We start from the raw sequence: 24,326 nt of genomic DNA, 5'->3' as shown, positions 1-24,326 counted from the left end.
GCCTGCTCGCTGAGCATGCGCCCGGCCTGGGAGATGCGCTGCTCGTGCACCTGGCTGCGGTCGCCGCACACCAGCGGGTGCCAGGCGGGCAGGTCCTGGCCTTCGCTGACCAGGCGGTAACCGCAGGTGGTCGGCAACCATTTGAACTGGTCGGCCTTGCCCGGCGTGAGCTGGATGCAATCGGGCACGGCCTTGAAGCGGCCGGGGTAGTCGCTGCACTGGCAGGTGTCGAGGTCGAGCAGTTTGCAGGCGATGCGCGTGTAGTAGATGCCGCCATCGTCTTCGTCTTCGAGCTTCTGCAAACAGCACAGGCCGCAGCCGTCGCACAGCGACTCCCATTCGCCGGGGCTCAGTTGTTCGAGGGTCTTGCGCCGCCAGAAGGGCGCGCTTTCAGCGTTCATGGCTCAGAAATTCCCGCAGTGGTTCCAGGCCGCCGAGCGCGGCGGCGCCAGTCTAGAGCGCGGCCCGGCGCATTGCCAGACCGCTTGTCAGCGGTGACGCCAGGCGCTAGCGTGCAACCGTTCATCCAGGCCGACTCTTCCAGGTTCGAAACCGCTCAAAGGACCCATCATGACCGACACCCCCCGCAGCGCCGACTACCCCATCGACGCGCAATTCATCCAGCGCTGGTCGCCACGCGCCTTCGACCCGCAACCGATCGCCGAAGAGACGCTGCTGAGCTTTCTCGAAGCCGCGCGCTGGGCGCCCTCGGCCTACAACTCGCAGCCCTGGCGCTTCCTCTACGCCCGCCGCGACACGCCGAACTGGGAGCGCTTCCTGGATCTGCTGGTGCCGTTCAACCGCAGTTGGGCGCAGCATGCGTCGGCCCTCGTGGTCGTCCTGTCCAAGACCACCTTCACCGCCCCCGGCGCCAGCGAAGAAGGCCCGGCGCTGTGGCACACCTTCGACACCGGCGCCGCCTGGGCGCACCTGGCCTTGCAGGCGAGCCTCAGCGGCTGGCACACCCATGGCATGGCCGGCTTCGATCGGGAGCGTACCCGTGAAGCGCTGAAAATTCCCGAGGGTTACGACATCCATGCCTTCGTCGCCATTGGCAAGCAAGGCGACAAGGCGAGCCTGCCCGAGCAGCTGCAGGCCCGTGAAGTGCCTAGCGCGCGCCTGCCGCTGAGCGCCCTGGCCGCAGACGGCGACTTCACGCTGTAAAGCGATCCGGCAGCTGCCGGGGGATCAATAGCCGCGCTGGAAATCCACTTCGCCACGCAGCGGCTGCCCCGCCTGATAGGCCTGCACATTCTCGAGAAACAGCCCGACCATCGCCGCCGGCGAGGTCGGCGCCGAGCTGTGGCCGGTCAGCGTGAGCCGTGGCGCGGTCCAGAAGGGATGCGAGGCGGGCAACGGCTCTTCGCGGCAGACATCGATCACCGCGCCAGCCAGATGGCCTTGTTCCAAAGCCCGCACCAGATCGTCATCGACCACCGCCACGCCCCGCCCGGCGTTGAGCAGTAGCGCGCTGGTCTTGAAACGGCGCAGCAGCGCGGCATCGTAGAGGTCGTGGGTGGCCAGGGTGTCGGGCAACAGGTTGATCACGTAGTCGGCCTGCGCCACCAAGCGCGGCAGCGCCTCCAAGCCGGCGATTTCCAGGAATGGCGCCTGTCGGCGCACCGTACTGGCCACACCGCGCACCTTCATGGCGAAGCTGGCCAGGTACTCGGCGACGCGCTGGCCGATGTCGCCACAGCCGACGATGAGCACCTCGCGCCCCGCCAGGCTGCTGCCCGGGCGCGCATCCCATTGCCGCTGCACCTGGCTGCGCAGACGCGACTGCACCTGCCGTTCGTGGTTGAGCAGATAGGTGAGCATGTACTCGGCCATGACCTGGCCGAAGATGCCGACCGCGCGCGTGAGCCGGTAGTGATGCGGTAGATCGGCTGCGAGCAAAGGCGTGATGCCCGCCCAGGTCGATTGCAGCCAGTGCGGTACGTGGCCCTGGCGCAGCAGCTCGGCCAACAGGTCGGGCTCGCCCAACCAGATCGAGGCCTTGCCAGCCAAGCCCCGCAACTCGGCGGGATCGGCGCTGGCCAGCAGCTGCAAGTGCGGAGCGTGCTCGGCCAGCAGGCGGGCGTAGCACGCGTGCTCCTGCTCGGCGATCAGTACGCGCATGGCTAGACCGGGTCGTTGCGGCGCAGCAGTTCTTCGGGCAAGTGCTCGATGTATTCGTCTTCGGCGGGCGGCATTTGCAGGTGGTAGCCCTGCTGTTCCAGGTTTTCCAGCACTTTGGCGATGTCCTCGCGGGCCAGCGTGCGCTCGGGCGTCAACACCAGGTCGAAGGCATGCACCGGGGTGCCGAAGGCCGGCAACAGCCCCTCGGGCACGCGCTCCAGGCCGTCGGCCTTGAGCACATAAAGATACATTTCGTTCTTGCGTGGGCTCTTGTAGATCGAGCAAATGCGTTTCATGCCGGTTCTCCGCTGCCCGCCAGGTCGTCGAGCAGGGCTTGGCCCAGACGCTCGCGGCGCCAACCGCGCAGCGACTCGGGCAATTGATAGGGACCGTTGGGGTAGCCGCTCTTGAGCAGCGCTTCCAGGGTTTTCTTGCGCAGCATCAGCTCGGGCGCGATACCCAGCCGCTCGCCTTCGGCCTGGCCGATGGCGCGCAGGCGCTTGAGCACGCCGGAAGCTTCGATGGGCAAGGGTTCGGGTTGCGCAGGCGGCCATTGCTCGGGCGGCAGGCTGGCGGCCTGCTTGAGCAGCGCCAGCAGCGTTTCGCCGTCCTGGCGCAGGGTGCGCGGGTGGATGTCGTCGATTTTGGCCAGGGCCGTCAGGGACGTCGGTTGGCTCTTGGCCATGGGCCACAGCGACTGCTCGCGCAGAATGCGGCTGCGCGGCACGTCGCGGGCACGGGCCTCGCGCTCGCGCCAGGCGCACAGCTCGCGCAGCACCGCCAATTGCTGGCAGGACAGCTTCCAGGCCAGCTTGACGTCGCGGTACAGCGTCTGCGGCGACACCTCGCGGCGCATCTGCGCCACCAAATCGGCACCGTCTTCCAGAACCCAGGCGTACTTATCGTCCGACAGCCGCGGGCGCAGCGCGGCGAACAGCTCGGCCAGGTGCACGGCGTCTTCGGCGGCGTAGCTGACTTGCGTGTCGGACAACGGCCGCTGCAACCAGTCCGAACGTGTCTCGCCTTTGGGCAGGTCGAGCCCCAGCACGTCCTGCACCAGGCGCGAATAGCCCATGGAGAAGCCGATGTTCAGGTAACCGGCGGCCAACTGCGTGTCGAACAGCGGTTGCGGCAGTTTGCCGGTCAGGCGCAACAAGACTTCGAGGTCTTCGCTGCACGCGTGCAGCACCTTGACCACGGCGCTGTCTTCGAGCAGTTCGCCCAGCGGCGCCCAGTCGCGAATCAGCAAGGGATCGATGAGAAAGGCCCGCTGGCCGTCGCCGATCTGAATCAGGCCCGCCTTGGGGTAGAAGGTGTCGACCCGCATGAATTCGGTGTCGACGGCCACGAAGGGCAATTCGTGCCAGTGTCGGCAGTGCTCGGCCAGGGTCTGGTCGTCACGGATCCAGTGTATTTCTATGGCCACGAGGCTCTCCACAAAGGCTCTGCTACAAACATTGGCGCGCAGTATATACGGCGCGGGCGCCGTGGGTGAAACCCGTGCCGGGCCGAGGGGCTATGCATGTACCACCGCTTACCTGGCCAGTGGCGTCTGGCCACGGTCGCGCACCCTGCGCACAAGGGCTATCCTCAGAAGCTCCACCCTCCGCATTTCCCGACAGAGGTGAAGAAATGCCCGTTCCGCACGATTTGCTCGCCGATCTGCACCTGAGCGCCGACGCCTTCCAGGCACTGATCGATCAGGACCCTGCCCTGCATAAGCTGCACAAGGACTACAACGCCACGGACAAGCAAGTGCTGGTAGCCGAGCGCAACGGCACCAGCGACGAGGCGATCAACCGTCTGCGCAAGGAGCGTCTGCTGATCAAGGACCAGATCGAACGCATCGTGCATCCGCCCGCGCATTGAGGGCAGCACCTGCCTGTGATGGGCAGACAGCGAACTTTCATATCGGGGGGCCGCATTGCGGCCCTTCGCACAGCCGTTCAGCGCATTAGCGCTTCGATTGCCGTGCGCCTATGCCCTTCGACACACCTAGTAGCCGTGGTGGAGGCTCACATCTGCGTGCAGGCCTCCAGCGCCGCCTGCAAGTCCTCGATCAGGTCGCGATGGTCCTCGACCCCCACCGACAACCGCAGCAGGTTCTCGCTGATGCCCATCGCGCCCTTCTGCTCGGCGCTGAGCGAGCAGTGCGACATGCTCCAGGAATGGTTGAGCATGCTTTCCACCCCGCCCAGCGAATCGGCCAGAACGAACAGTTTCAGGGTCTCCACCAAGCGGTTGAGCGCCACGCGGTCGGCCCTGACCTTCATCGCCACCACCGCCCCGCCGCTGCGCATCTGGCGCTGGCACAGGGCGTACTGCGGATGGCTTTCGAGCCCTGGGTAGTACACCTGCTCGATCGACGGATGGCCTTCGAGGAAACGCGCCACCTGCAAGGCATTGGCGCATTGCCGTTCCATGCGCACGTCCAGCGTTTTGAGCCCGCGCAGGGCCAGGTAGCAGTCGAACGGCCCCTGGATCGCGCCGATGGCCATGCTAATGCGCCGCAGGCGCTTGAGCAGTACGTCGCTACCGGCCACGACGATGCCGCCGGTGAGGTCGGAGTGGCCGCCGATGTACTTGCTCGCCGAATGCATCACCAGGTCCACGCCCAGGTTCAGGGGGCGCTGGTTCCAGGGCGAGCAGAAGGTGTTGTCGATGCAGGTGAGGATGCCCCGCGCCTTGGCCAACTGGCAAAGGGCTTCGATATCGACCAGGTGCAGCAGCGGGTTGGTCGGCGACTCGATCCAGATCAACTGCGTGTTGGGCCGAATCGCCGCCTCGACGGCGGCCAGGTCGTTGAGATCGACGTAGCTGGTGGTCAGCCCCGAGGTGTGGCTGCGAAAGTCTTCGAGGATGCGGAAGGTGCCGCCATAGACGCCATTCATGACGATGACGTGGGCGTCTTTGGGCAGCAGTTCCAGCACCGTGGCGGTGGCGTTCACCCCCGAAGCGCAGGCCACCGCACCCACCCCGTCTTCCAGCGCCGCGACCGCCGTTTCGTAGGCGTCGCGGGTCGGGTTGGCGACGCGGCTATAGGCGTATTGCGGGGCGTCGTCGAGGCTGCGCTTGGTGAAGGTGCTGGCCGTGACGATGGGCGGAAAGATGGCGTTGTCGGCGACGCGGTGCTGCTCGCCGGCATGCAGGGTACGGGTGGCGAAACGCTGGGGCTTGTCGGACATGGTCGGGTCCACGGACAGGGAAAGAGCGTCACTATGGCACAACCCCAGGGGCCTGCCAGCAGCCTGCGGTAAGGCGTGCAATTCACCGCCGATGCCGTAGTCTTGAAGCTTTCATTCCCCGCCGCGCCCCGACATGGACCGCCTTTCATGGACAGCTTCGACCAGCACCTGCTCACCCTGCTTCAGCGCGACGCCTCGCTGTCCCTCAAGGACCTGGCCGAGGCCGTCAACCTGTCCACCACACCCTGCTGGAAACGCGTCAAACGGCTGGAGGAAGAAGGCTACATCCGTGGCCGCGTGGCGTTGCTCGACCCGGAGCGGCTGGGGCTGGGGCTGACGGTGTTCGTCCAGCTCAAGACCCAGCATCACGACAGCGCCTGGCTCGAACGTTTCGCCGCCCAAGTCACTGCGTTCGAAGAGGTGATGGAGTGCTACCGCATGGCCGGCGACTGGGACTATCTGCTGCGCGTGGTGGTAGCCGACATCGGCGCGTACGACCGCTTCTACAAAAAACTGATCAATTGCACCGAAGGGCTCTCTAACGTGACGTCGAGCTTCGCCATGGAACAGATGAAATACACCACGGCGTTTCCCGTCCACCGCTGAAGCGTCTGCCTACGGCAGGCGATAGACAGGGCTGATCGAACGGTCGGAAAAAGCGATTTGACGGGTGCCTGGCGCAGGCTATAGCGTGGACTTCGATGCGGTAACGAGATATCGCCCTTTCCTTCTTTCCAGGCACAGACGTGAACGAGCCAGCGCTGATCGACAGCTTCAATCGCAAGATCGACTACCTGCGGATGTCTGTGACAGATCGTTGCGATTTTCGCTGTGTGTACTGCATGGCCGAAGAGATGCAGTTCCTGCCACGCCAGCAGATCCTCAGCCTGGAAGAGCTGTACCAGATCGCCGAGCGCTTCGTCGCCTTGGGCACGCGCAAGATTCGTCTGACCGGCGGCGAGCCGCTGGTGCGCCAGGGCATCGTCGGTCTGTGCCAACGCATCGGGGCACTGCCGGGCTTGCGCGAACTGTGCCTGACCAGCAACGGCTCGCAACTGGGCCGTCTGGCGCAACCGCTGTTCGACGCTGGCGTCACCCGTCTCAACATCAGCCTCGACAGCCTCGACCCCGAACGTTTCCGCCAGCTCACCCGCACCGGCGACCTGGCCCAGGTGATCGCCGGCATCGATGCCGCGCGCGCGGCGGGTTTTCGTCGCACCAAACTCAACGCCGTGGTGCTCAAGGGCCGCAACGACCACGAGATCGTCGACCTGGTACGTTTCGCCATCGAGCGCGAGCTGGACATTACCTTCATCGAGGAGATGCCGCTGGGGGTGATCGAGGAGCACGCGCGTGCCGAGTCGTTCTGCTCCAGCGACGAGGTGCGCGAGCGCCTGGCCCCGCATTTCACCCTGGTCGAATCGGCCGAGACCTCCCAGGGCCCGGCGCGCTACTGGCGCCTGGCCGAAGCGCCGCAGACGCGGGTAGGATTCATTTCGCCGCACAGCCATAACTTCTGCGCCACCTGCAACCGCGTGCGGCTGACCGTCGAAGGCCGTCTGCTGCTGTGCCTGGGCAACGAGCATTCGCTGGACCTGAAACAGGTATTGCGCGCCCATCCGGGCGACAGCGAGCGCCTGGAAAAGGCCATCCGCGAAGCGGTGCAGCTCAAGCCCTACCGCCATCACTTCGAAGTGGGCGGCGAGGTGCAGATCGTGCGTTTCATGAACATGACGGGCGGTTGACCGCGCGTCACTGTCTATCCATCACCGCCCACCCCCTCTTGCGACCGATCGACCTGCTCTATTAATCGATAGCGAGACACCACGGACTTGGTTAAGGTCGAGCGCTCATGCACGCGCAGGCCTTCCCATGGACATCAAGCAGCTCAAGTTCCTCATCGCCCTCGACCAGACCCGGCATTTCGGCCAGGCGGCGGCGCTGTGCCATGTCACCCAGCCGACCCTGTCGATGCGCCTGCGCAACCTCGAAGACGAGCTGGAGCTGACCTTGGTCGAGCGCGGCCAGCGCTTCGAGGGTTTCACCGAGGCCGGCGAGCGCATCCTGGCCTGGGCGCGCACGCTGATGGCCGCCCACGACGGCCTGAACGCCGAGGCCGCCAGTTGCCGCGGCCAGGTGGTGGGCAGCCTGCGCTTGGGCACGGTGCCGCTCGCCAGTTTCAACCCCATGGCTTTGTTACTGCCGCTGCGCCAGTCGCACCCGGGCTTGCAGTTCCAACTGTCGTCGCTGAGCTCCGAGCAGATCATCGATGGCCTGAGCCGCAACCAGCTGGATTTGGGCATCTGCTACCTGGATCAGGTGGACACCCGCTATTTCGACGTCATCGAGCTGGGCCTCACGACCATGGGCCTGCTGCACGACACCCGCCATTTCCCGCTCGACGGGCCGTTGCACTGGGAAGACTTGGCCGGCTTGCCCCTGGGCCTGCCGAGCAAGGCCATGCACTACCGCCAGTCGCTGGACCTGAGCCTGCGCAGCCGCGGCCTGGAGCCACGCGCGGTGCTGGAAAGCGACTCCACCTTCCAATTGGTGCAGGCCGTGGGCTGCGGCTTGTGCTGTGCCGTCATGCCGCTGGATTTCGGCCTGGAAGCGCTGGGCGAGCATTTGCAGATCCTGCCGCTGGAAGACGCCAGCATCCGTAGCCAGGTGGGCCTGCTGCTGCGCCGCAGCGCGCCGCGTTCGGCGATCGCCGAGCAATGCTTCGCCCAGGCGCAGAAAATCTTCGCGGCCTGATCGCACCGCGACAAACTGCGTTAAACTCGCGCCTCTGCTGTCTGGAGTGACCTATGCGCGACGCCCTCAATGCCGGCCTGATCGATTTCCTCAAGGCCTCTCCCACCCCTTTCCATGCGACCGCGAGCCTGGCCCAGCGCCTGGAAGCGGCGGGCTATCAACGCCTCGACGAACGCGACAGCTGGGCCACGGTGCCTGGCGGGCGCTACTACGTCACCCGCAACGATTCGTCCCTGATCGCCATCAGCCTGGGCCGCCAGTCGCCCGTGCAAGGCGGCCTCCGCATGGTCGGCGCGCACACCGACAGCCCTTGCCTGCGGGTCAAGCCGCAGCCCGAGCTGCAACGCCAGGGTTTTCTGCAGCTGGGCGTGGAAGTCTACGGCGGCGCGCTGCTGGCGCCCTGGTTCGACCGCGACCTGTCGTTGGCCGGGCGGGTGACCTTCCGCCGCGACGGCAAGGTCGAAAGCCAGCTGATCGACTTCACCCTGCCGATCGCCATCATTCCCAACCTGGCCATCCACCTCAACCGCGGTGCCAACGAAGGCTGGGCCATCAACCCGCAGAACGAGCTGCCGCCGATCCTGGCCCAGGTGGCCGGCAACGAGCGCGTCGACTTCCGTGCCCTGCTCACCGAGCAACTGGCCCGCGAGCACGAGCTGATCGCCGACGTGGTGCTCGACTACGAGCTGAGCTTCTACGATACCCAGGAAGCCGCCCTGATCGGTCTGAACGGCGACTTCATCGCCGGTGCCCGGCTCGACAACCTGCTGTCGTGCTACGCCGGCCTGCAAGCGCTGCTGGGCGCCGACAGCGAGCAGACCTGCGTACTGGTGTGCACCGACCACGAAGAGATCGGCTCGTCCTCGGCCTGCGGCGCCGACGGCCCGATGCTCGAACAGACCCTGCAACGCCTGCTGCCCGGCCAGGACGAGTACGTGCGCGCCATCCAGCGCTCGCTGATGATCTCGGCCGACAACGCTCACGGCGTGCACCCTAACTACGCCGACAAGCACGACGGCAACCACGGCCCCAAGCTCAACGCCGGCCCCGTGATCAAGGTCAACAGCAACCAGCGCTACGCCACCAACAGCGAAACGGCGGGCTTCTTCCGCCACCTGTGCATGGCCGAGGAAGTGCCGGTGCAGAGCTTCGTGGTGCGCAGCGACATGGGCTGCGGTTCGACCATCGGCCCGATCACCGCCAGCCACCTGGGCGTGCGCACCGTCGACATCGGCCTGCCGACCTTCGCCATGCACTCGATCCGCGAGCTGTGCGGCAGCCACGACCTGGCGCACCTGGTCAAGGTGCTGACGGCCTTCTACCGCAGCGTCGACCTGCCCTGACGGCCCCGGCCTAGCCGCCGCATTCAACTTTTTGCGGCGCGTGGCATCCAAACTCCCAGACGCCGCCGCGCGAGCCCTTCGCCGGCGGCTTTCCTTTCCCTGGGAGGACTCATGAAAACCCGCGCACTGCTCACCCTCGGTTGCATCGCCCTCGCCCTCGTCGCCTGCAGCAACAACGCCAAGCGCTCCAGCCCGCCGCCAAGCACCATGCAGGTCGACCTCGAACGCTACCAAGGCACGTGGTACGAGCTGGCCCGGCTGCCGATGTTCTTCCAGCGCAAATGCGTGCAGTCCGAAGCCCACTACGGCCTGCGCGACGACGGCCGCATCGATGTGCTCAACCGCTGCCGCGAGAAGAACGGCGAGGTCAACGAGGTCCAGGGCATCGCCGAACCGCAGGTGGCCGGGCGTACCGACAAGCTGTGGGTGCGCTTCGATAATTGGTTTAGCCGCTTGGCCCCAGGACTGACCAAGGGCCATTACTGGGTGATCTACCACGATCCCGAGTACAAGGTGGCCGTGGTCGGGCATCCGGATCGTGATTATTTGTGGCTGCTGTCGCGCACACCCGAGGTCAGCCAGGCTACACGGGACGAGCTGCTGAAGGTGGCGCGTGAGCAAGGGTTCGATACGTCGGCGTTGATCTGGCGAAAGTAATTACTCGGCTGACGATTGCCTGGGTACGTTCAGAAACAAAGCAGACAAGGTTGAGCATTGCTCCAGAGGCATACTTTGCCGCCCCCATCCTTATGGCAGTCCATGTCAGGTAGCACGGGGCAAATCTGGAGGGCATCATCATGCAATACCCTATCTGCATCGAATGGGGCGACGAACAGACCGCCGTTGGCATCCAGATCCCGGATATTCCAGGTGCAGTCACGGCGGGAGACGATTTCGAACAGGCTTACGCAGCGGCACTGGAGGTTGCGCACATCATGCTTGAAGCCCTTGCGATGGACGGCCAGCCGATTCCTTTACCCAGCAGTGCCGCGCAACACCGCCACAACAGCGATCTGGTCGGTATGGGCTGGGGCATGCTGGACATCGATATCAGTCCTTACCTGGGCAAGACCGAGAAGGTCAATGTCACCCTGCCGGGCACTGTGATCCAACAGATAGATCGCTACGTCCATCTGCACAACATAAAGAGTCGCTCCTCTTTTCTAGCTGACGCTGCTCTGGAAAAACTCAACCGCTAAAGCGCAAGCACAAAAAAACCACGGGCCGCCGACCTGGCGACCCGTGGTTTTTTCGTTCGATCCCTACCGCTTAAGCGGTAGCGACACAGGGCCTTACAGCGCCATGTCGGCCGACGGGTTGCTTTCCACCGGCTTGGCCGGGGCGGCGGCAGTGGCGGTTTCACCGACGCTGGCGTCGATCACCGGCGGTTTGGCCAGTTGCAGGACGTCGGCGGTGTAGTTCCACTCTTTCTGTACGGCGGCAGCCGAATCGTTGAGCTTGGTGCCGTAGCTTGGCACGATCTCGTGCAGCTTGGCTTGCCACTCAGGCGTCGCGACCTTCTCCTTGAAGATGGTTTCGAGCACGTTGAGCATGATCGGCGCAGCGGTCGAGGCGCCTGGCGAAGCGCCCAGCAGGCCGGCCAGGGTGCGGTCTTTCGACGCCACCACTTCGGTACCCAGCTTCAGCACGCCACCGTGTTCGGCGTCACGCTTGATGATCTGCACGCGCTGACCGGCCTGCCACAGGCGCCAGTCTTCTTTCTTGGCGTGCGGGAAGTAGGTCTGCAGGGCGGCGAAGCGGTCGTCGTCCGAGAGCATCAGCTGACCGGCGAGGTATTCCACCAGCGGGTACTGGTCGACACCGACTTTGGTCATCGGCCACATGTTGTGCAGCGTGGTGCTCTTGAGCAGGTCGAGGTACGAGCCGTTCTTGAGGAACTTGGTGGAGAAGGTGGCGAATGGCCCGAACAGGATCACGCGCTTGCCGTCGAGCACGCGGGTGTCCAGGTGCGGTACCGACATGGGCGGCGCGCCGGTCGAGGCGATGCCGTAGGCCTTGGCCATGTGCTGCATGGCGACACTTGGGTTCTCGGTGACCAGGAACGACCCGCCGACCGGGAAGCCCGCGTATTCCTTGGCCTCTTCGATGCCGGATTTCTGCAGCAGCTTGAGTGCGCCACCGCCCGCGCCGATGAACAGGAACTTGGCGTCGGTCGCGGTCTCGCTGCCGTCCTTGAGGTTCTTGTACGCGACGTGCCAGGAGCCGTCGTCGTTGCGGGTGATGTCCTGCACTTCGCTGGACAGCTTCAGGTCGAAGTTGTCGCGGGTTTGCAGGTGCTTGACGAACTGGCGGGTGATCTCGCCAAAGTTGACGTCAGTGCCGATCGGCGTCCAGGTGACCGCCAGCTTCTGGCTCGGGTCACGGCCTTCCATCATCAGCGGCACCCACTTGGCGATCTGCGCGTGGTCCTCGGAGTACTGCATCGGACGGAACAGCGGGCTCGCCTGCAAGGCCTCGTAGCGCTTCTTGAGGAACTTGATGTTGTCGTCACCCCACACGAAGCTCATGTGCGGGGTGGTGTTGATGAACGAGCGCGGGTTGTTCAGCACGCCCTGACGGACCTGCCACGACCAGAACTGACGGGAGATCTGGAAGGCTTCGTTGATCTCGATCGCCTTGCTGATGTTGATCTTGCCGTCTTTGTCTTCGGGGGTGTAGTTCAGCTCGGCCAGCGCGGAGTGGCCGGTACCGGCGTTGTTCCAGCCGTTGGAGCTTTCTTCGGCGACGCCGTCGAGACGCTCGACCATTTCCATCGACCAGGACGGCTCGAGTTCAGTGAGCCAGACCGCCAGGGTGGAGCTCATGATCCCGCCGCCGACCAGCAGCACGTCTACTTTCTTGGTTTCTGCAGCCTGCGCGTGCATGAAGCCCGCGGCGACAGCCAGACCCAGCAGGGCCTTGCCAGCATGTTTGAACATTGATCAATTCCAATCGTTAGCACGTAAGGACGGCGGGTGCCTGACCTGTGATGTGTCTGTCCTTCAGCGCGCGCTTGTTATTGATCATTGGAGTCAGCAGCCAGAGAAACAGCAACGCTCGGCCGGAGGATCAGGCAACCCTGCCGGCTGAAACGTTTCGCTATTGTAACGGAAACATCGGCACAAACAAATTAAAGGGAACCGTCAAGGCGACAGGTTGTCTCAGCGCACCCGCTCGATGACGGCTTCGCCTTTGCACCGAGCCTCGTCTACGAGTGCAGCCTGGCGGCGCATGCACCCGCGCTCACGAATCCTGCCGCTGTTGCTGATAGATCCAGTCGACGATCTCCCCTTGTGGTACATACCCGCAGACCAGCTCGCGCAGCAGCTTGCGCACCCGCGGGCAATTGTTGCTCTCCACAGCGGTCAGCAACTCGTTCAGCTGCCCTTTGAGCACGGTCCAGGTGAGGAAATCCTCGGTCGCCGACATGATCATCGGGTGCCGCGTAGGCTCGACGTTGTCGCCGATCAGCAACTCTTCGTACAGCTTCTCGCCCGGACGCAAGCCCGTGAACTCGATGGCGATGTCGCCCATGGGGTTGCGCTCCGAGCGCACGCTGAAGCCTGAGAGGTGGATCATCTTTTCCGCCAGCTCGACGATCTTCACCGGCTTGCCCATGTCGAGCACGAAGACGTCGCCGCCCTGCCCCATGGAACCTGCCTGGAGCACCAGTTGCGCCGCCTCGGAGATGGTCATGAAGTAGCGCGTGATGTTCGGGTGGGTGACCGACAGCGGCCCGCCTTCCTTGATCTGCTTGTGGAACAACGGAATCACCGAGCCGGACGAGCCCAGCACGTTGCCGAAACGGACCATGGTGAAGCGGGTCTTGTTGACCCGCGCCACGTTGTCGGCATCGCCCAGCAGCACCGGCGCCGGTTCGCGGCTCAGCGCCTGTAGGGTCATTTCGGCCAAGCGCTTGGTGCTGCCCATCACGTTGGTCGGGCGCACGGCCTTGTCGGTGGAAATGAGCACGAAGCTCGCCACACCGGCCTGCAACGCGGCCTGGGCGGTGCAGAGCGTGCCCATCACGTTGTTGAGCACACCCTCGGCGACGTTGTGCTCGACGATCGGCACGTGTTTGTAGGCCGCCGCGTGATAGACCGTATCCACCCGCCAGGTCTTCATGATGTCCAGTGTCAGCGCCTGGTTGCGCACCGAGCCCAAAATGGGGACCAGTCGGACCCTCAGGTGCGCACGGGCGATATGCGCTTCGAGCTCGGCGGCGATGCTGTAGAGGTTGAATTCGGCGTGGTCGAACAGGATCAGGACCTTGGGCCGCAAATCGACGATCTGCCGGCACAGCTCGGAGCCGATCGAGCCACCGGCACCGGTAACCAGCACCGACTGATCGGCGATGCACTGCTCAAGCAGATCGTGCTGCGCCGGGACGGCATCGCGCCCCAGCAGGTCGGCGATGTCCACTTCCTGGATGTCGTCGACCTTCACCCGCCCGCTGGCGAGGTCCATGATGCCGGGCACGCTGCGCACGTGCAGCGCGAAGCGTTCGAGGTTGCCGAGGATTTCGCGGCGGCGGCTGCGCGAGATGGACGGTAGGGCCAGGAGGATTTCTTCGGCGCCAGTGGCATCGATCATGCGCTGGATGCGTTCGGGCTTGTAGACCGGCAAACCGGCGATCATCCGATCGGCGATGCCGGGGTCGTCGTCGATGAAGGCCACCGGGCGCATCACCTTGCCCATGCGCAACGCTGCGACCAACTGGTTGCCCGCCGTCCCGGCCCCGTACACGGCGACCTTCGGCAAACCGTCGTCGCGCGTGGCGAAAGGCACGTGCTGCGCAGTAGTGAACCAGTCGCCCATGAAGTACTGGCGCATAGCGAGGCGCAGGCCACCCACGATCACCAGGCTCAGCCACCAATAGTTGAAGATGATCGAACGAGGCACGACCTGCGGCGGCGCGCTGTACCAGAAGACCACGAGCGTCAACAGCAAGGAGGCCAGGCTGACGGCCTTGACGATGGCCACCAACGCGTCGTTGCCGAAGTAACGCATCACGGCCCGGTACATGCCGAAACGGATGAACAACGGGATCGAGACGATAGGCGCGGCCACGAACAGCCAAGGATGGCCGAGCAGCGGGTTGTACATTTCGTCGATGCCCAGCCGCACGACGAAGGCCAGCCAGAGGGCCAGCCAAACCAGGAAGACGTCGGTCGTCACCTGAATCAGGCGTTTCTTGCGACGTGGCAGATTGACGAGGTAGTTGCGCAACTTGTCCATAGGTACCGGCCCGCAGGCGCGCTTTCTCCGCTGTCGCATGCTTGGCCGTGGCCAGCGCATGCGTGTGGTTGTCAATGTCCGCAGTACTCGTATGCGTACGACGCGAGGCGTGCCTCTACTCTGCTCGCCCCGCTCGGAATTTCAGTGCCAATGCGACCAGTGGCACGTAGGCGATCAGCGTAGCCAGCGCGCCATCGAGGCCAAGCCAGGTGACGCACAGGGCCATCGGCAGCAGCCAGCACAGGGTCACGGCCGCGGTGCAAAGCGTCACCGGCAGATGCCGGCCGAAACGCCGGGCCGCGTGCTGGTACGCGTGGCTGCGATGGGCCTCGTAGACCTTTTCGCCTGCCAGCATGCGGCGCAACAGCGTGACCGTTGCATCGACGATGAACACCCCGAGCACGATCACCCATGCCCAGAAGTAGTGGCCGTCCAACCAGGCGCCTTGCAGCGACAGCCCGCCCAGGGTCAGACCCAGAAACCCACTACCCGCGTCGCCCATGAAGATTTTGGCCGGCGGAAAATTCCACACCAGAAAACCCAACACTGCGGCGGCCAGCAGCAAAGGTGCAGCCATCGCCTGGATGTGCCCCCCCATGGCGTAGACCACACATATGGCAGCGCATACCGACAAGGCTTCGAGGCCTGCGATGCCGTCTATACCGTCCATGAAGTTGTACAGGTTCAGCAGCCAGACCAGATAGACCGCCAGCAGGGGCGACAATAGCCATGCCGAGTGTACTGGAATTCCGGCCACCGCGAGCGATGGCGCACCGCCCAGACCGATCAGCAGCCCGAGCGCCGCCGCGAAGTGCCCCAGCAAGCGCCAGCGGGCCGGGATATGGCCGTGGTCGTCGACGAACCCGACGATGGCGACCAGCAGCCCGGCGCCGCCCAAGGCCAACACTTGCGAGCCCGTCGCCCAGCCCTGCTGCCACAGCGCCAGCAGCGCCGGCAGGAAGGTCAGCACGATCGCCACACCGCCGCCGCGCGGCGTAGGCACCGTGTGCGAACTGCGCGCGTTCGGGATGTCCATGAGGCTGCGCGCCAGCGCATAGCGACGGATCACCGCAGTCAGCAGAAATGAAGCGATCGCCACCGCGATCAGCAGCCAGGCGAAAGTCATCGACGTTGATGCTCCAGAAAATGACGGGCGGTGGCCTGCAACGCCACATCGACCGCAACGGCGGGCTGCCAGCCCAGTCGCTGCTCGTTCTTTTCGATATCGACCTGCAACGAGCCCAGCAAGCGCTGGGCGACACCCGCCTTGCCCAGCAGCCGCGCCGCCCACGCCAAACACGCAGCCGGAACCGGCAGCAACAAGGGGCGGCGCCCCAAGGCGCGCGACATCCGCCGCAGCAGGTCGGTGGTGGACAGGTCTTCCCCATCGCTGACCAGAAAGATCTGGTTGGCCGCCTGGGGATGCGCCACGCACAGCGCCACGAAATCCACTAGGTTGGCCAGGCTCACCAGGCTGCGTCGGTTGTCGATGGCACCCAGTGGCAAGGGCACACCGCGGGCCAGCCAACGCATCATGCTCGCCACGTTCGCCCCGACGCCTGGGCCATAGACCAGCACGGGGCGGACGATGACTACCTCCATGGCGGTCTCTTGCGCCAAGCGCAGCAACCCTTGCTCGGCCTCGTGCTTGGAGATGCCATAGGGATCGCTGGGGCGAGGCGCCTGGTCGGCGCTGAACGGCTGGCCAGGCAGTGTGTGCTCGCCGTTGACCTTGATCGAACTGATGAAGACGAAGCGCCGGACACCGGCCTGCGCGGCCTGGGCGGCCAGCGCCAAGGTGCCGGCGGTGTTGACCTGGCGGAACGCCTCGAGCGGGTCGGCTGCGGTGTCTTGCATGACATGCACGCGTGCTGCGGCATGGATTACGCAGTCGATGCCTTGCAGGACGGGTGACCAGTCTGCGCCTGGACCTAGATCAGGCGCCGTACGCTTGGACACTTGCGAGGGCAACGCCGCATCGGTTCGCCTGACGGCGGCGACCACCGGGTGCGGCTGCGAGGCGGACAAATGCTCCACCAGAGCACGGCCGACGAAGCCGTTGGCGCCGGTGACGAGGATGCCGCCAAGGGTCGGTGCTGCGCAGTCGCTCATGGACGACCGTCGAGCAGGCGTTGGTACAAGTGCACATAGCTGTCGACCATCTGTTCGGCTGAAAACACCGACTCATAGCGCTGCCGCGCCTGACGCCCCATTTCGGCTGCGCGCACCGGGTCGCTCCAGAGTTCGAGCATGGCGCGGGCCAGCTCGCCAGGGTTTCGCGGCGGCGTCACCAGCCCGGTCTGGCCATGCAGGTTGATGAACGTGGTGCCGCTGCCGATTTCGCACGAGATCATCGGCTTGCCATACATGGCGGCTTCCAGCAGCGAAATGCCGAAGGATTCGGAACGCAGGTGCGAGGGAAAGACAAAGGCTTCGCAAGATTCGAGCAAGGCCACTTTATCTTCATCGTCCAACCCACCGACGAAGTGGACGCTGCTGGCGCCAATGGCCTGCGCCTGAGCGCGCAACGTCTGTTCCAGGTGCCCATGCCCCACGATGACCACCGGCAAATTGGCCTGCTTGGCTGCTTCTATCAGGCAATCGAGGCCTTTGTAGTAACGCAAGGCGCCGACGAACAGGAAAAACCGGGCGCCGAGCCGGTCACGCCAGTACGCTCGCTTGGCCTCACTGGGAACGGGGTAAGTTGCCTGGTCCAGGCCATAGGGAATGATGTCGACCTTGTGCTGGAAACGCTGCAACACCTCGCTGCTGGCCACATAGTTGGGCGAAGAGGCGACGATGCGGTCGACGCTGCCCAAGAAGCGGTTCATCAACGGTTGATACAGTTTGAGCAGGGTTTTTTGCTTGACGATATCGGAGTGGTAGCTGACTACCGTCGGTTTCTTCAAGCGGCTGACGAAATGCACCACATCCATGTAGGGCCAAGGGTAGTGGTAATGCACGATGTCGGCCTGGCTCGCCAGCTCGGCGAAATCCTTGAAGGCCGAACGCGAGAATCCGGTCGAAGCCACATGCAGGTCGAGCCGCGAGCGATGCGCCACATGGCGGCCAACGCGTTCACCGCGAGCGGCGCCGCGCTTGCTCAGCGACAGCACCTCGGCCTGCAACCCGCGCGCCACACTTCCTTCGGCGAGCTGGAAAACGACCTGTTCGATGCCACCCATGGTCTCGGGGTAATAGGTCTTGAAAAAATGCAGCACCTTGGTCATGACTGGGCCACCGTGCGTCGATAGGAATCAAGCGTGTCGAGGGCACAACGCTGCCAGGAGAAGCGGGCCGCATGGGCCAGGCCGGCAACGATCGCGGCCGTGCGCCAGGCTTCGTCTTCCAGGCCTTTGGCGATCAAAGCCGTCAGTGCCTCGACGTCCATGGCGTCGCACATCAATGCCGCGTCGCCCGAGACTTCCGGCAGTGACGACGTATTGGAGCAGACTACCGGCACACCGGAACTCATCGCCTCCAATACGGGCAGGCCGAACCCCTCGTACAGGCTTGGAAAGGTGAACAGGCGGGCGCCGGCGAACAGTAACGGCAGCTCATGGCCAGGTACGAAGCCCAGGTAGTGAGCCCATCCTTCTCTGCGAGCAGACTCCAGCCGCTGATGGATCGAATCGCTGCGCCAACCTTGATAACCAGTCAGCACCAATGGCCAACGGGCCCTGGTGTGCGACGGCAAGCGCTGATAGGCATCGAGCAACGTCTCGATATTCTTGCGCGGCTCGATGGTGCCGACGAACAAGCTGTAGCCACCAGGCATCAACCCATGGCGCGCCAGCGTCGGCTGTAGTTCGGCAGCTTCGCGCGGGTGGAACGCAGACGAGCTGGCCAACGGCACGGCATCGATACGGTCCAAGGGCCAATCGAAGTAGGCGGCCAATTCCTGTCGCGTGAACTCCGAGTCGGTGATGAGGCGGTCAGCGCGCTGGATGGTCTGGCTCAACTCCTTGCGCAGGAAACGAGCCACGTGCGGCGGATGGCATTGCGACCAGGTGAACGGCGACAGGTCATGGAACGTGGCGACCTTCAGCCCCTTGAACGGCGGCAGGTAATAATTGGGGCTATGGTAGAGGAAATCCTCTTTCCCCTTGAGCGCCTGGGCTTTCAAGCGCGGCATCAGCCAACGATACGCCTCGATGGCGATCGGCATCTTCTGAACGATGCGCTTGAGCCCGTGCTGCCTGTCAGAAGCATCGCACGCATTGGGCAAACTCGGCAGAAAGTGCCGACCCGCCATGTAACGCAGCTCGTCGATGGCCGGGCTGGCTTCCAAGTGCCGTGCCAATTCGTAGGTGTAGCGGCCAATGCCCGTCAGCGGGAAGCGGACGAGATCGACGGAGAGCACGACCTTCATTATTGCCCATCCAGCATCCAGGCCAACGTCTCCCGCAAAGGCGGCGTCGACCATCCCGGTACCAGGCTGCGCAGCCGGGCGTTGTCACCCGTCAGCGTCTTGACCTCGTTGGCCCGGACGAACGCAGGATTCACAGTGACTTCCATGCTGTGCCCAGTGATCTGCTCGCACAGGGCGATGACATCGCGCAGCGAGTGCGCCACGCCGGAACTGACATTGACCGTCTGGCCAATGGGCGCGACCTCCAGCAACCCACGGTAGGCCGCCACGACCGCGCGCACGTCGCTGAAATCACGCCATACATCGAGGTTGCCCAACTCGATCACCGACGCCCGACGGCGGAAGTGCGACACGATCTTGGACAACAGGAAATTCTCGCCCTGCCCGACCCCCGAGTAATTGAAGGGGCGTGTAATGACGATGGGCAGGCGGTCTTGCCACAGGCTGGCCATGTATTCCATGCCCAGCTTGCTTACCGCGTAGTCGTTCGCCGGCGCCGGTGGCGTGGCCTCGCTGAGCATGCCGTCGGAAGCGTTGCCGTAGACGTTGGCGCTGCTGGCGAGCAGCACGCAGTCCGGACGTTTGCCGCAGGCGGCGATGGCCTCGAGGAGGTTGCGCGTGCCGATCAGGTTGACCTGATAGAACGCATCGGCCACACCATGGCCGACGAAGGCGAGCGCAGCCAGATGCACGACGACATCGGGCTGCAGGTCGGCCAGCAATGCGCGAAGCCCCACCGCATCGGTGAGGTCGGCCTGAACGTAACCCGGCTCGCTGGAGGCCTGGCTGCCCGTACCGACGACTTCATAGCCATGGGCTTCGAGTTCGGCGGCCATGTAGCGGCCGGTGAAACCGTGGATACCGGTGATCAGTGCGCGTTTGCTGGCCTGGGTCATCAGAACGAGAACCCTTGCTCGTTACGGCGCAGGTCGGCTTCGACCATCATGCGGCACAGCTCTTCGAGCGAGGTCTTCGGTTCCCAGCCCAGCACTTCCTTGGCCTTGGCCGGGTTGCCGATCAGCAGGTCGACTTCGGTCGGGCGGTAGAACTTGGGATTGATCGAGACCAGCACTTTGCCAGTAGCGGCGCAGATGCCCTGCTCGGCTTCGGCTTCGCCTTTCCAGTTCAGGGTGATGTCGACCGCCTTGAAGGCCATGCTGACGAAGTCGCGCACGGTTTCGGTACGGTTGGTGGCCAGGACGAAGGTGTCCGGCTCTTCGGCTTGCAGCATGCGCCACATGCCTTCGACGTATTCCTTGGCGAAGCCCCAGTCGCGCTTGGCGTCGAGGTTGCCCAGCTCCAGGGTTTCCTGCAGGCCCAGCTTGATCTTGGCGACGGTGTCGGTGATCTTGCGGGTCACGAACTCACGGCCACGCAGCGGCGACTCGTGGTTGAACAGGATGCCGCTGGTGGCGAAGATGCCGTACGACTCGCGGTAGTTGATGGTCATCCAGTGCGCGTACAGCTTGGCCACGCCATAAGGGCTGCGCGGGTAGAACGGGGTGCTCTCGATCTGCGGGATGGCCTGGACCTTGCCGAACATCTCGGAGGTGGAGGCCTGGTAGAAGCGCACCTTCGGGTTGACGATACGGATGGCTTCGAGCAGGTTCACAGCGCCCAGGCCGGTGATTTCGGCGGTGGTCAGCGGCTGTTCGAACGACACGCCGACGAAGCTCTGCGCGGCCAGGTTGTACACCTCGGTGGCGCCGGTGGTCTGCAGCAGGCGGATGCTGGCGGACAGGTCGGTCAGGTCGTACTCGACCAGGTGCAGGTTGGGATTGTTCTGGATGCCCAGTTCTTCAATACGCCAGAAGTTGACGGAGCTGGTACGGCGGTAGGTGCCATAGACGGTGTAGCCCTTTTCCAATAGCAGTTCTGCCAGGTAGGCGCCGTCTTGACCAGTGATCCCAGTGACGATTGCTTTCATGCGAATTAACCAACTCCGTTAGTACGATAAAGGGCATTCAAATGCCGAGGACGAGCCCGAGAGGCCGCCAACCAGGCCGGCGTGAACGGTGGGTGGGGAGTATACATCTACCGCAGCATCGTGCTCGACGTAGATCATGTGACAGGATTGCACAAGCCGGCTTTCGGCGGAATGCGCATGCCGGGGGTAAGGACAGCAGAGCGGATTTTTCGTTCGCGGATGTCGGATAAATCCGGTTTGGCTACGACAGGCGAATCAGCCAGGTCTGTGCATTGAAGCGGTACCGATAAGGTGCCGGGATTGGGCATTGGGCACTGGGCCGGCGGAGCCGGCCCGATGGCCATAACACCATCGATCCAGCATCAGCCCATCGCTCGAACAAGGGCCGCTGCGCGCCCCACCGCAGCTGATCGGAGCGCCGAACCTGCCGCTTCTCCACCTTGACTACTCGACACTCCTCACCCCGCCCCGCCCGCTCAGCGCTTGGTATCGGCCTTGGCCAGATCCCCACCCGGCAAGCCCTTGTCCGGTTCCGGGCTGAGCCAGACGTTCACGCTGTCGACGCTCTCCTGGTTCAACTGCCCGCTCCAGCGGTTAAGCATGAACAGGTTGGTGATGAAGTCGTACTGCGACTTGAGCAGGTCCCGACGGGCCTTGAACTCGCTCTGCACGCTGTTCAACACATCCACTGCGTTGACCACACCGTAGGTGAAGGCCTTCTGCGCGGCGATGCTCGACTGCTGTGCCGAGGACAGCGCATTGCGGTTGGCGCGGATCTTCTCGACCGCCGCCTGAGCGGTCAGGTAAGACGTGGTGGTCTCCTTGACCACTTGCCGGCGCACGGCTTCCAGATCCTGCTCGGCTGCCAACTGGTCGTCGTACAAGCCACGCACCCGTGCCGACGTCGAGCCGCCACTGTATAAAGGCAGCGAAATCCCGACGCTCGCCACATAGCTGTCGCTGCGCGGTGTCTGGGTATTGTCGTAACCCACGTCGCTGCGCTGGGCGCTCAGGTTCAACGACACCTGCGGGTAATGCCCGCCCTTGCCTTCGCGCACCGCGGCATTGGCTGCATCGGCACCGTACTGGTACGCCTTGAGCAACGGGTTGGTTTCGATCGCCTGGGCCACGAAGTTCTCCAACGGCCGAGGCGGCGCTTCCAGAGCCACATCGCTGCGCACCCGGCTCAAACGCTCGGTGATGGGTCGCCCCACCAGTTCGGACAACGCCTCGCGGCTCACCTGCACCTGATTGCGCGCCTCGACCTCTTGGGCCGCGAGGAAATCCACCCGCGCCTGGAGGTCGAGCTTGTCGGTGATCTTGGCCATCTGCTGCTCAAACATCGACGTCACGCGGTCGAGGTTCTTCTGCGTGGCGCGGCGCTCGGCCTGGACCAGTTCCAGTTCGTCGTCGGCGGCCAAGGCGACGAAATAGCGCTTGGCGAGTTCGACGGCAGCCTCGGAGTGGGCATCTTCGGCCTGCTCGTCGCGCTGGCGCGTGACGCTCTTGGTCTTCTGCCAGGTTTCCCAGGCCGTCTTGTTGTACAGGTACTGGGTAAGGGTCAGAGAATTGCTCTTGTTGTTGTAGATCTCGCGCGAGGCTTCGTCCTTGCGCAGGATGCGGTTGGCGCTGGTGTTGGCCGAAAGCTGCGGCAAGAGCCCGCCCAACGCTGCGCGTTGCTGCTCGGAGGCCGACCGCGCACGCAGGTAGGCCGCCAGCACACGTGGATCTTCCAGTCGCGCCTCCTTGTACAACGCCCCCAAGTCCAGCGCGTAGGTCGAGGCCGACACCGGCTTGGGCGGGACGTCTTTGGGCACCACCGGCTCGGCGGCCATGGCCTGTGCGATGGCGAGACTCAGCACTACACCCGGTAACAAACGCAGCACAATCATTCCTCGATCATCGATTCGGCGAACATGTTGCGCGCCGGCTTGAGCAGGTACTCGAGCATGGTGCGGTCGCCTGCATTGATCAGCACTTCGGCGGGCATGCCCGGTTGCAGCTTACGGTTGGCCAGCTTTTTCATGCCTTCTTCGGTGACGTTGACGCGGACCAGGTAGTACGGGTCGCCTGTACGCTCATCGGTCAAACGGTCGGCCGAAATACGCGTGAGCTTGCCTTCGATGACCGGCGTGGTCGCATTGTTGAAAGCGCTGAAGCGGATATCGGCCGTCTTGCCCAACTCCAGTCGGTCGATATCGACCGGCGCCACTCTGGCCTCGATGACCAGATCGGACGACAGCGGCACGATATCCATCAACGGCGTACCGGCTTGCACCACACCGCCTACGGTGTGCACCTTCATGTCCAGCACCATGCCGCTTTCCGGGGCGCGGATGACCACACGCGAAAGTCGGTCCTGGAGCGCGGCCTCCTTCTCTTGCAGGTCGAAGACCTGGGCCTGCACCTGGGCCAGCTCGTCGGCCACGTCAGCGTTGAATTTCTTGTCCAACTGCACGATCTGCAGCTCGGTTTCGCTGATCTGCAGCTTGGTCTTGGCGATGTTCGACTTGTGGTCGGCCACCTCCGTGCGCAGCATGTCGAGCTTGCGTTGCGACTCCAGCAGGCGCTGGTTGTCGACGAAGCCCTGGGCCAGCAGGTCCTTGAGCTGGACGATCTCGCCGCTGTAGGACTTCTCGAGGCCCTGCTTGGTGCGGATCATCTCTTCCAGGCCGCCGATCTGCGCCTTGAGCTGGCTGATCTGCTCGCGGTGCACCGAAATCTCGCCCAGGCGCGAGGCCTTGCGGGACACGAACACCTGTTGCTCCCCGGCGAGCGCCTCTTGGGCACGATCGGAATCGGTGCCTGTAAGCTTGACGGCCGGAATGGTGTCGAGCTGATCGCGCTCGGCCCGCAAGCGGGCTTCCTTGTAGCGCGCGACGATCAATTGGTTGCGTGTGGATTCGTACTCGGCGCTGAGCTGGGACTCGTCCAGGACGATGACAGGGTCGCCTTTCTTGACGCTGTCGCCGTCTCGGGCCAGCAGCTCCTTGACGATGCCGCCTTCCAGGTGCTGGACGGTCTTGCGGTAGCTCTGCACGGTCACGAAACCGGAGCCGTGCACGGCATTGCTCAAGGGCGCGAACGCGGCCCAGGTGCCGAAGATACCGAAGGTCACCAGGACGATGGTCAGGCCGATGCGGCGGATGCCGCGGTCGGATGTGGGCATGTCATCGAAGTTGTGGTCGAACTGGGCTATGGCTTTGCTGGTCATCGATGAAGTCCTTTCACACGCCGTTCGGGGTTGCAGGGGACGGCGCGACGGGGGTGTCCCCGGCGGGCGCGGCGGGTGGCGTAGGCGGCGTCGGGGCGCCCGATGCGGTCGCGCCAGGCGCAGGCGCCGCTGGCGCGGCCGGTGCAGCGGGACCAGGTGCGGGCGTCGTCGG

At 64.2% G+C, this 24,326-nt stretch carries 23 protein-coding genes; 8 read left to right on the top strand and 15 right to left on the bottom strand.

From position 1 onward, the window contains the following. The coding region (locus B4M43_RS06670) for a YcgN family cysteine cluster protein (RefSeq protein ID WP_296265314.1) at window positions 1-401 on the bottom strand (401 nt) is incomplete at its 3' end. A gap of 169 nt (window positions 402-570) precedes the next feature. On the opposite strand from B4M43_RS06670, the gene B4M43_RS06665 reads away from it, so the two are divergent. Beyond that, entirely contained in the window at window positions 571-1,164 is a 594-nt protein-coding gene (locus B4M43_RS06665) for a nitroreductase family protein (protein WP_296265312.1), read from the top strand. A 24-nt stretch (window positions 1,165-1,188) separates the two neighbouring features. On the opposite strand, the gene B4M43_RS06660 is transcribed toward B4M43_RS06665, so the two are convergent. From B4M43_RS06660 to rnd, 3 genes are read right to left on the bottom strand one after another with little or no spacing between them, the layout of a single operon-like run. Continuing rightward, a complete protein-coding gene (locus tag B4M43_RS06660; RefSeq protein ID WP_296265310.1) occupies window positions 1,189-2,121 on the bottom strand; it encodes a D-2-hydroxyacid dehydrogenase in 933 nt (310 codons plus the stop codon). Window positions 2,122-2,123: 2 nt separating this feature from the next. After that, complete coding sequence (locus B4M43_RS06655; RefSeq protein ID WP_296265309.1) at window positions 2,124-2,417, bottom strand: YcgL domain-containing protein; 294 nt, start codon at window positions 2,415-2,417, stop codon at window positions 2,124-2,126. After that, on the bottom strand, window positions 2,414-3,547 hold the full coding sequence (rnd, locus tag B4M43_RS06650; RefSeq protein ID WP_296265307.1) for a ribonuclease D: 1,134 nt from the start codon (window positions 3,545-3,547) through the stop codon (window positions 2,414-2,416). The genes B4M43_RS06655 and rnd overlap by 4 nt, the downstream gene beginning before the upstream one ends. 206 nt (window positions 3,548-3,753) lie before the next feature. Here rnd and B4M43_RS06645 point away from each other — a divergent pair, with 206 nt between their 5' ends. After that, entirely contained in the window at window positions 3,754-3,990 is a 237-nt protein-coding gene (locus B4M43_RS06645) for a YdcH family protein (RefSeq protein WP_296265306.1), read from the top strand. A gap of 146 nt (window positions 3,991-4,136) precedes the next feature. On the opposite strand, the gene B4M43_RS06640 is transcribed toward B4M43_RS06645, so the two are convergent. Beyond that, complete coding sequence (locus B4M43_RS06640) at window positions 4,137-5,306, bottom strand: trans-sulfuration enzyme family protein (protein ID WP_414707815.1); 1,170 nt, start codon at window positions 5,304-5,306, stop codon at window positions 4,137-4,139. Between the two features lie 147 nt (window positions 5,307-5,453). On the opposite strand from B4M43_RS06640, the gene B4M43_RS06635 reads away from it, so the two are divergent. The 6 genes from B4M43_RS06635 (at window position 5,454) to B4M43_RS06610 (ending at window position 10,602) form a co-directional block, all read left to right on the top strand. After that, a complete protein-coding gene (locus B4M43_RS06635) occupies window positions 5,454-5,912 on the top strand; it encodes an Lrp/AsnC family transcriptional regulator (RefSeq protein ID WP_296265303.1) in 459 nt (152 codons plus the stop codon). A gap of 140 nt (window positions 5,913-6,052) precedes the next feature. Next, a complete protein-coding gene (moaA, locus tag B4M43_RS06630; RefSeq protein ID WP_296265302.1) occupies window positions 6,053-7,051 on the top strand; it encodes a GTP 3',8-cyclase MoaA in 999 nt (332 codons plus the stop codon). A 127-nt stretch (window positions 7,052-7,178) separates the two neighbouring features. Next, complete coding sequence (locus B4M43_RS06625) at window positions 7,179-8,060, top strand: LysR family transcriptional regulator (protein WP_296265301.1); 882 nt, start codon at window positions 7,179-7,181, stop codon at window positions 8,058-8,060. Window positions 8,061-8,113: 53 nt separating this feature from the next. Continuing rightward, window positions 8,114-9,403 (top strand): M18 family aminopeptidase, encoded by a 1,290-nt coding sequence (locus tag B4M43_RS06620; protein ID WP_296265300.1) that lies wholly within the window; start codon window positions 8,114-8,116, stop codon window positions 9,401-9,403. 111 nt (window positions 9,404-9,514) lie between these two features. Continuing rightward, window positions 9,515-10,060 carry a lipocalin family protein gene (locus B4M43_RS06615; protein WP_296265298.1) on the top strand — a complete coding sequence of 182 codons (546 nt, stop codon included), beginning with the start codon at window positions 9,515-9,517 and terminating at the stop codon, window positions 10,058-10,060. A gap of 140 nt (window positions 10,061-10,200) precedes the next feature. After that, complete coding sequence (locus B4M43_RS06610) at window positions 10,201-10,602, top strand: type II toxin-antitoxin system HicB family antitoxin (RefSeq protein WP_296265297.1); 402 nt, start codon at window positions 10,201-10,203, stop codon at window positions 10,600-10,602. A gap of 93 nt (window positions 10,603-10,695) precedes the next feature. Here B4M43_RS06610 and mqo read toward each other — a convergent pair whose 3' ends face one another. The 10 genes from mqo to B4M43_RS06560 all read right to left on the bottom strand — a co-directional run bounded on the left by mqo (window position 10,696) and on the right by B4M43_RS06560 (window position 24,154). Beyond that, a complete protein-coding gene (mqo, locus tag B4M43_RS06605; protein ID WP_296265295.1) occupies window positions 10,696-12,342 on the bottom strand; it encodes a malate dehydrogenase (quinone) in 1,647 nt (548 codons plus the stop codon). A gap of 304 nt (window positions 12,343-12,646) precedes the next feature. Beyond that, window positions 12,647-14,641: a polysaccharide biosynthesis protein gene (locus B4M43_RS06600; RefSeq protein ID WP_296265293.1), complete on the bottom strand. Its 1,995-nt coding sequence runs from the start codon at window positions 14,639-14,641 to the stop codon at window positions 12,647-12,649. A 115-nt stretch (window positions 14,642-14,756) separates the two neighbouring features. After that, complete coding sequence (locus tag B4M43_RS06595) at window positions 14,757-15,767, bottom strand: MraY family glycosyltransferase (RefSeq protein WP_296265290.1); 1,011 nt, start codon at window positions 15,765-15,767, stop codon at window positions 14,757-14,759. Then, window positions 15,764-16,753 carry a UDP-glucose 4-epimerase family protein gene (locus B4M43_RS06590; RefSeq protein ID WP_296265289.1) on the bottom strand — a complete coding sequence of 330 codons (990 nt, stop codon included), beginning with the start codon at window positions 16,751-16,753 and terminating at the stop codon, window positions 15,764-15,766. The genes B4M43_RS06595 and B4M43_RS06590 overlap by 4 nt, the downstream gene beginning before the upstream one ends. Beyond that, complete coding sequence (locus B4M43_RS06585) at window positions 16,750-17,871, bottom strand: glycosyltransferase family 4 protein (protein WP_296265287.1); 1,122 nt, start codon at window positions 17,869-17,871, stop codon at window positions 16,750-16,752. The genes B4M43_RS06590 and B4M43_RS06585 overlap by 4 nt, the downstream gene beginning before the upstream one ends. After that, a complete protein-coding gene (locus tag B4M43_RS06580) occupies window positions 17,868-19,013 on the bottom strand; it encodes a glycosyltransferase family 4 protein (RefSeq protein ID WP_296265284.1) in 1,146 nt (381 codons plus the stop codon). Before B4M43_RS06580 ends, B4M43_RS06585 begins: the two co-directional genes overlap by 4 nt. Beyond that, window positions 19,013-19,909: a GDP-mannose 4,6-dehydratase gene (locus B4M43_RS06575; protein ID WP_296265282.1), complete on the bottom strand. Its 897-nt coding sequence runs from the start codon at window positions 19,907-19,909 to the stop codon at window positions 19,013-19,015. Before B4M43_RS06575 ends, B4M43_RS06580 begins: the two co-directional genes overlap by 1 nt. After that, window positions 19,909-20,940 (bottom strand): GDP-mannose 4,6-dehydratase, encoded by a 1,032-nt coding sequence (gene gmd / locus B4M43_RS06570; RefSeq protein ID WP_296265280.1) that lies wholly within the window; start codon window positions 20,938-20,940, stop codon window positions 19,909-19,911. The genes B4M43_RS06575 and gmd overlap by 1 nt, the downstream gene beginning before the upstream one ends. Window positions 20,941-21,416: 476 nt before the next feature. After that, window positions 21,417-22,832, bottom strand: coding sequence for a TolC family outer membrane protein (locus tag B4M43_RS06565; RefSeq protein WP_296265278.1), 1,416 nt, complete (start codon window positions 22,830-22,832; stop codon window positions 21,417-21,419). Beyond that, entirely contained in the window at window positions 22,829-24,154 is a 1,326-nt protein-coding gene (locus B4M43_RS06560) for an HlyD family type I secretion periplasmic adaptor subunit (protein ID WP_296265276.1), read from the bottom strand. The genes B4M43_RS06565 and B4M43_RS06560 overlap by 4 nt, the downstream gene beginning before the upstream one ends. Window positions 24,155-24,326: the final 172 nt, after the last annotated feature.

Source organism: Pseudomonas sp. UBA6562, from assembly GCF_002434265.1.
Lineage (GTDB): Bacteria > Pseudomonadota > Gammaproteobacteria > Pseudomonadales > Pseudomonadaceae > Aquipseudomonas.
The sequence above is the reverse complement of the archived record's forward strand: the minus strand, read 5'-3'. Positions and strand labels throughout refer to the sequence as shown.

Coding starts and splice junctions, on each gene's coding strand:
- B4M43_RS06665 (WP_296265312.1), top strand. CDS start 571: ATGACCGACACCCCCCGCAGCGCCGACTACCCCATCGACGCGCAATTC.
- B4M43_RS06660 (WP_296265310.1), bottom strand. CDS start 2,121: ATGCGCGTACTGATCGCCGAGCAGGAGCACGCGTGCTACGCCCGCCTG.
- B4M43_RS06655 (WP_296265309.1), bottom strand. CDS start 2,417: ATGAAACGCATTTGCTCGATCTACAAGAGCCCACGCAAGAACGAAATG.
- B4M43_RS06645 (WP_296265306.1), top strand. CDS start 3,754: ATGCCCGTTCCGCACGATTTGCTCGCCGATCTGCACCTGAGCGCCGAC.
- B4M43_RS06640 (WP_414707815.1), bottom strand. CDS start 5,306: ATGTCCGACAAGCCCCAGCGTTTCGCCACCCGTACCCTGCATGCCGGC.
- B4M43_RS06635 (WP_296265303.1), top strand. CDS start 5,454: ATGGACAGCTTCGACCAGCACCTGCTCACCCTGCTTCAGCGCGACGCC.
- B4M43_RS06625 (WP_296265301.1), top strand. CDS start 7,179: ATGGACATCAAGCAGCTCAAGTTCCTCATCGCCCTCGACCAGACCCGG.
- B4M43_RS06620 (WP_296265300.1), top strand. CDS start 8,114: ATGCGCGACGCCCTCAATGCCGGCCTGATCGATTTCCTCAAGGCCTCT.
- B4M43_RS06615 (WP_296265298.1), top strand. CDS start 9,515: ATGAAAACCCGCGCACTGCTCACCCTCGGTTGCATCGCCCTCGCCCTC.
- B4M43_RS06610 (WP_296265297.1), top strand. CDS start 10,201: ATGCAATACCCTATCTGCATCGAATGGGGCGACGAACAGACCGCCGTT.
- mqo (WP_296265295.1), bottom strand. CDS start 12,342: ATGTTCAAACATGCTGGCAAGGCCCTGCTGGGTCTGGCTGTCGCCGCG.
- B4M43_RS06600 (WP_296265293.1), bottom strand. CDS start 14,641: ATGGACAAGTTGCGCAACTACCTCGTCAATCTGCCACGTCGCAAGAAA.
- B4M43_RS06595 (WP_296265290.1), bottom strand. CDS start 15,767: ATGACTTTCGCCTGGCTGCTGATCGCGGTGGCGATCGCTTCATTTCTG.
- B4M43_RS06590 (WP_296265289.1), bottom strand. CDS start 16,753: ATGAGCGACTGCGCAGCACCGACCCTTGGCGGCATCCTCGTCACCGGC.
- B4M43_RS06585 (WP_296265287.1), bottom strand. CDS start 17,871: ATGACCAAGGTGCTGCATTTTTTCAAGACCTATTACCCCGAGACCATG.
- B4M43_RS06580 (WP_296265284.1), bottom strand. CDS start 19,013: ATGAAGGTCGTGCTCTCCGTCGATCTCGTCCGCTTCCCGCTGACGGGC.
- B4M43_RS06575 (WP_296265282.1), bottom strand. CDS start 19,909: ATGACCCAGGCCAGCAAACGCGCACTGATCACCGGTATCCACGGTTTC.
- gmd (WP_296265280.1), bottom strand. CDS start 20,940: ATGAAAGCAATCGTCACTGGGATCACTGGTCAAGACGGCGCCTACCTG.
- B4M43_RS06565 (WP_296265278.1), bottom strand. CDS start 22,832: ATGATTGTGCTGCGTTTGTTACCGGGTGTAGTGCTGAGTCTCGCCATC.
- B4M43_RS06560 (WP_296265276.1), bottom strand. CDS start 24,154: ATGACCAGCAAAGCCATAGCCCAGTTCGACCACAACTTCGATGACATG.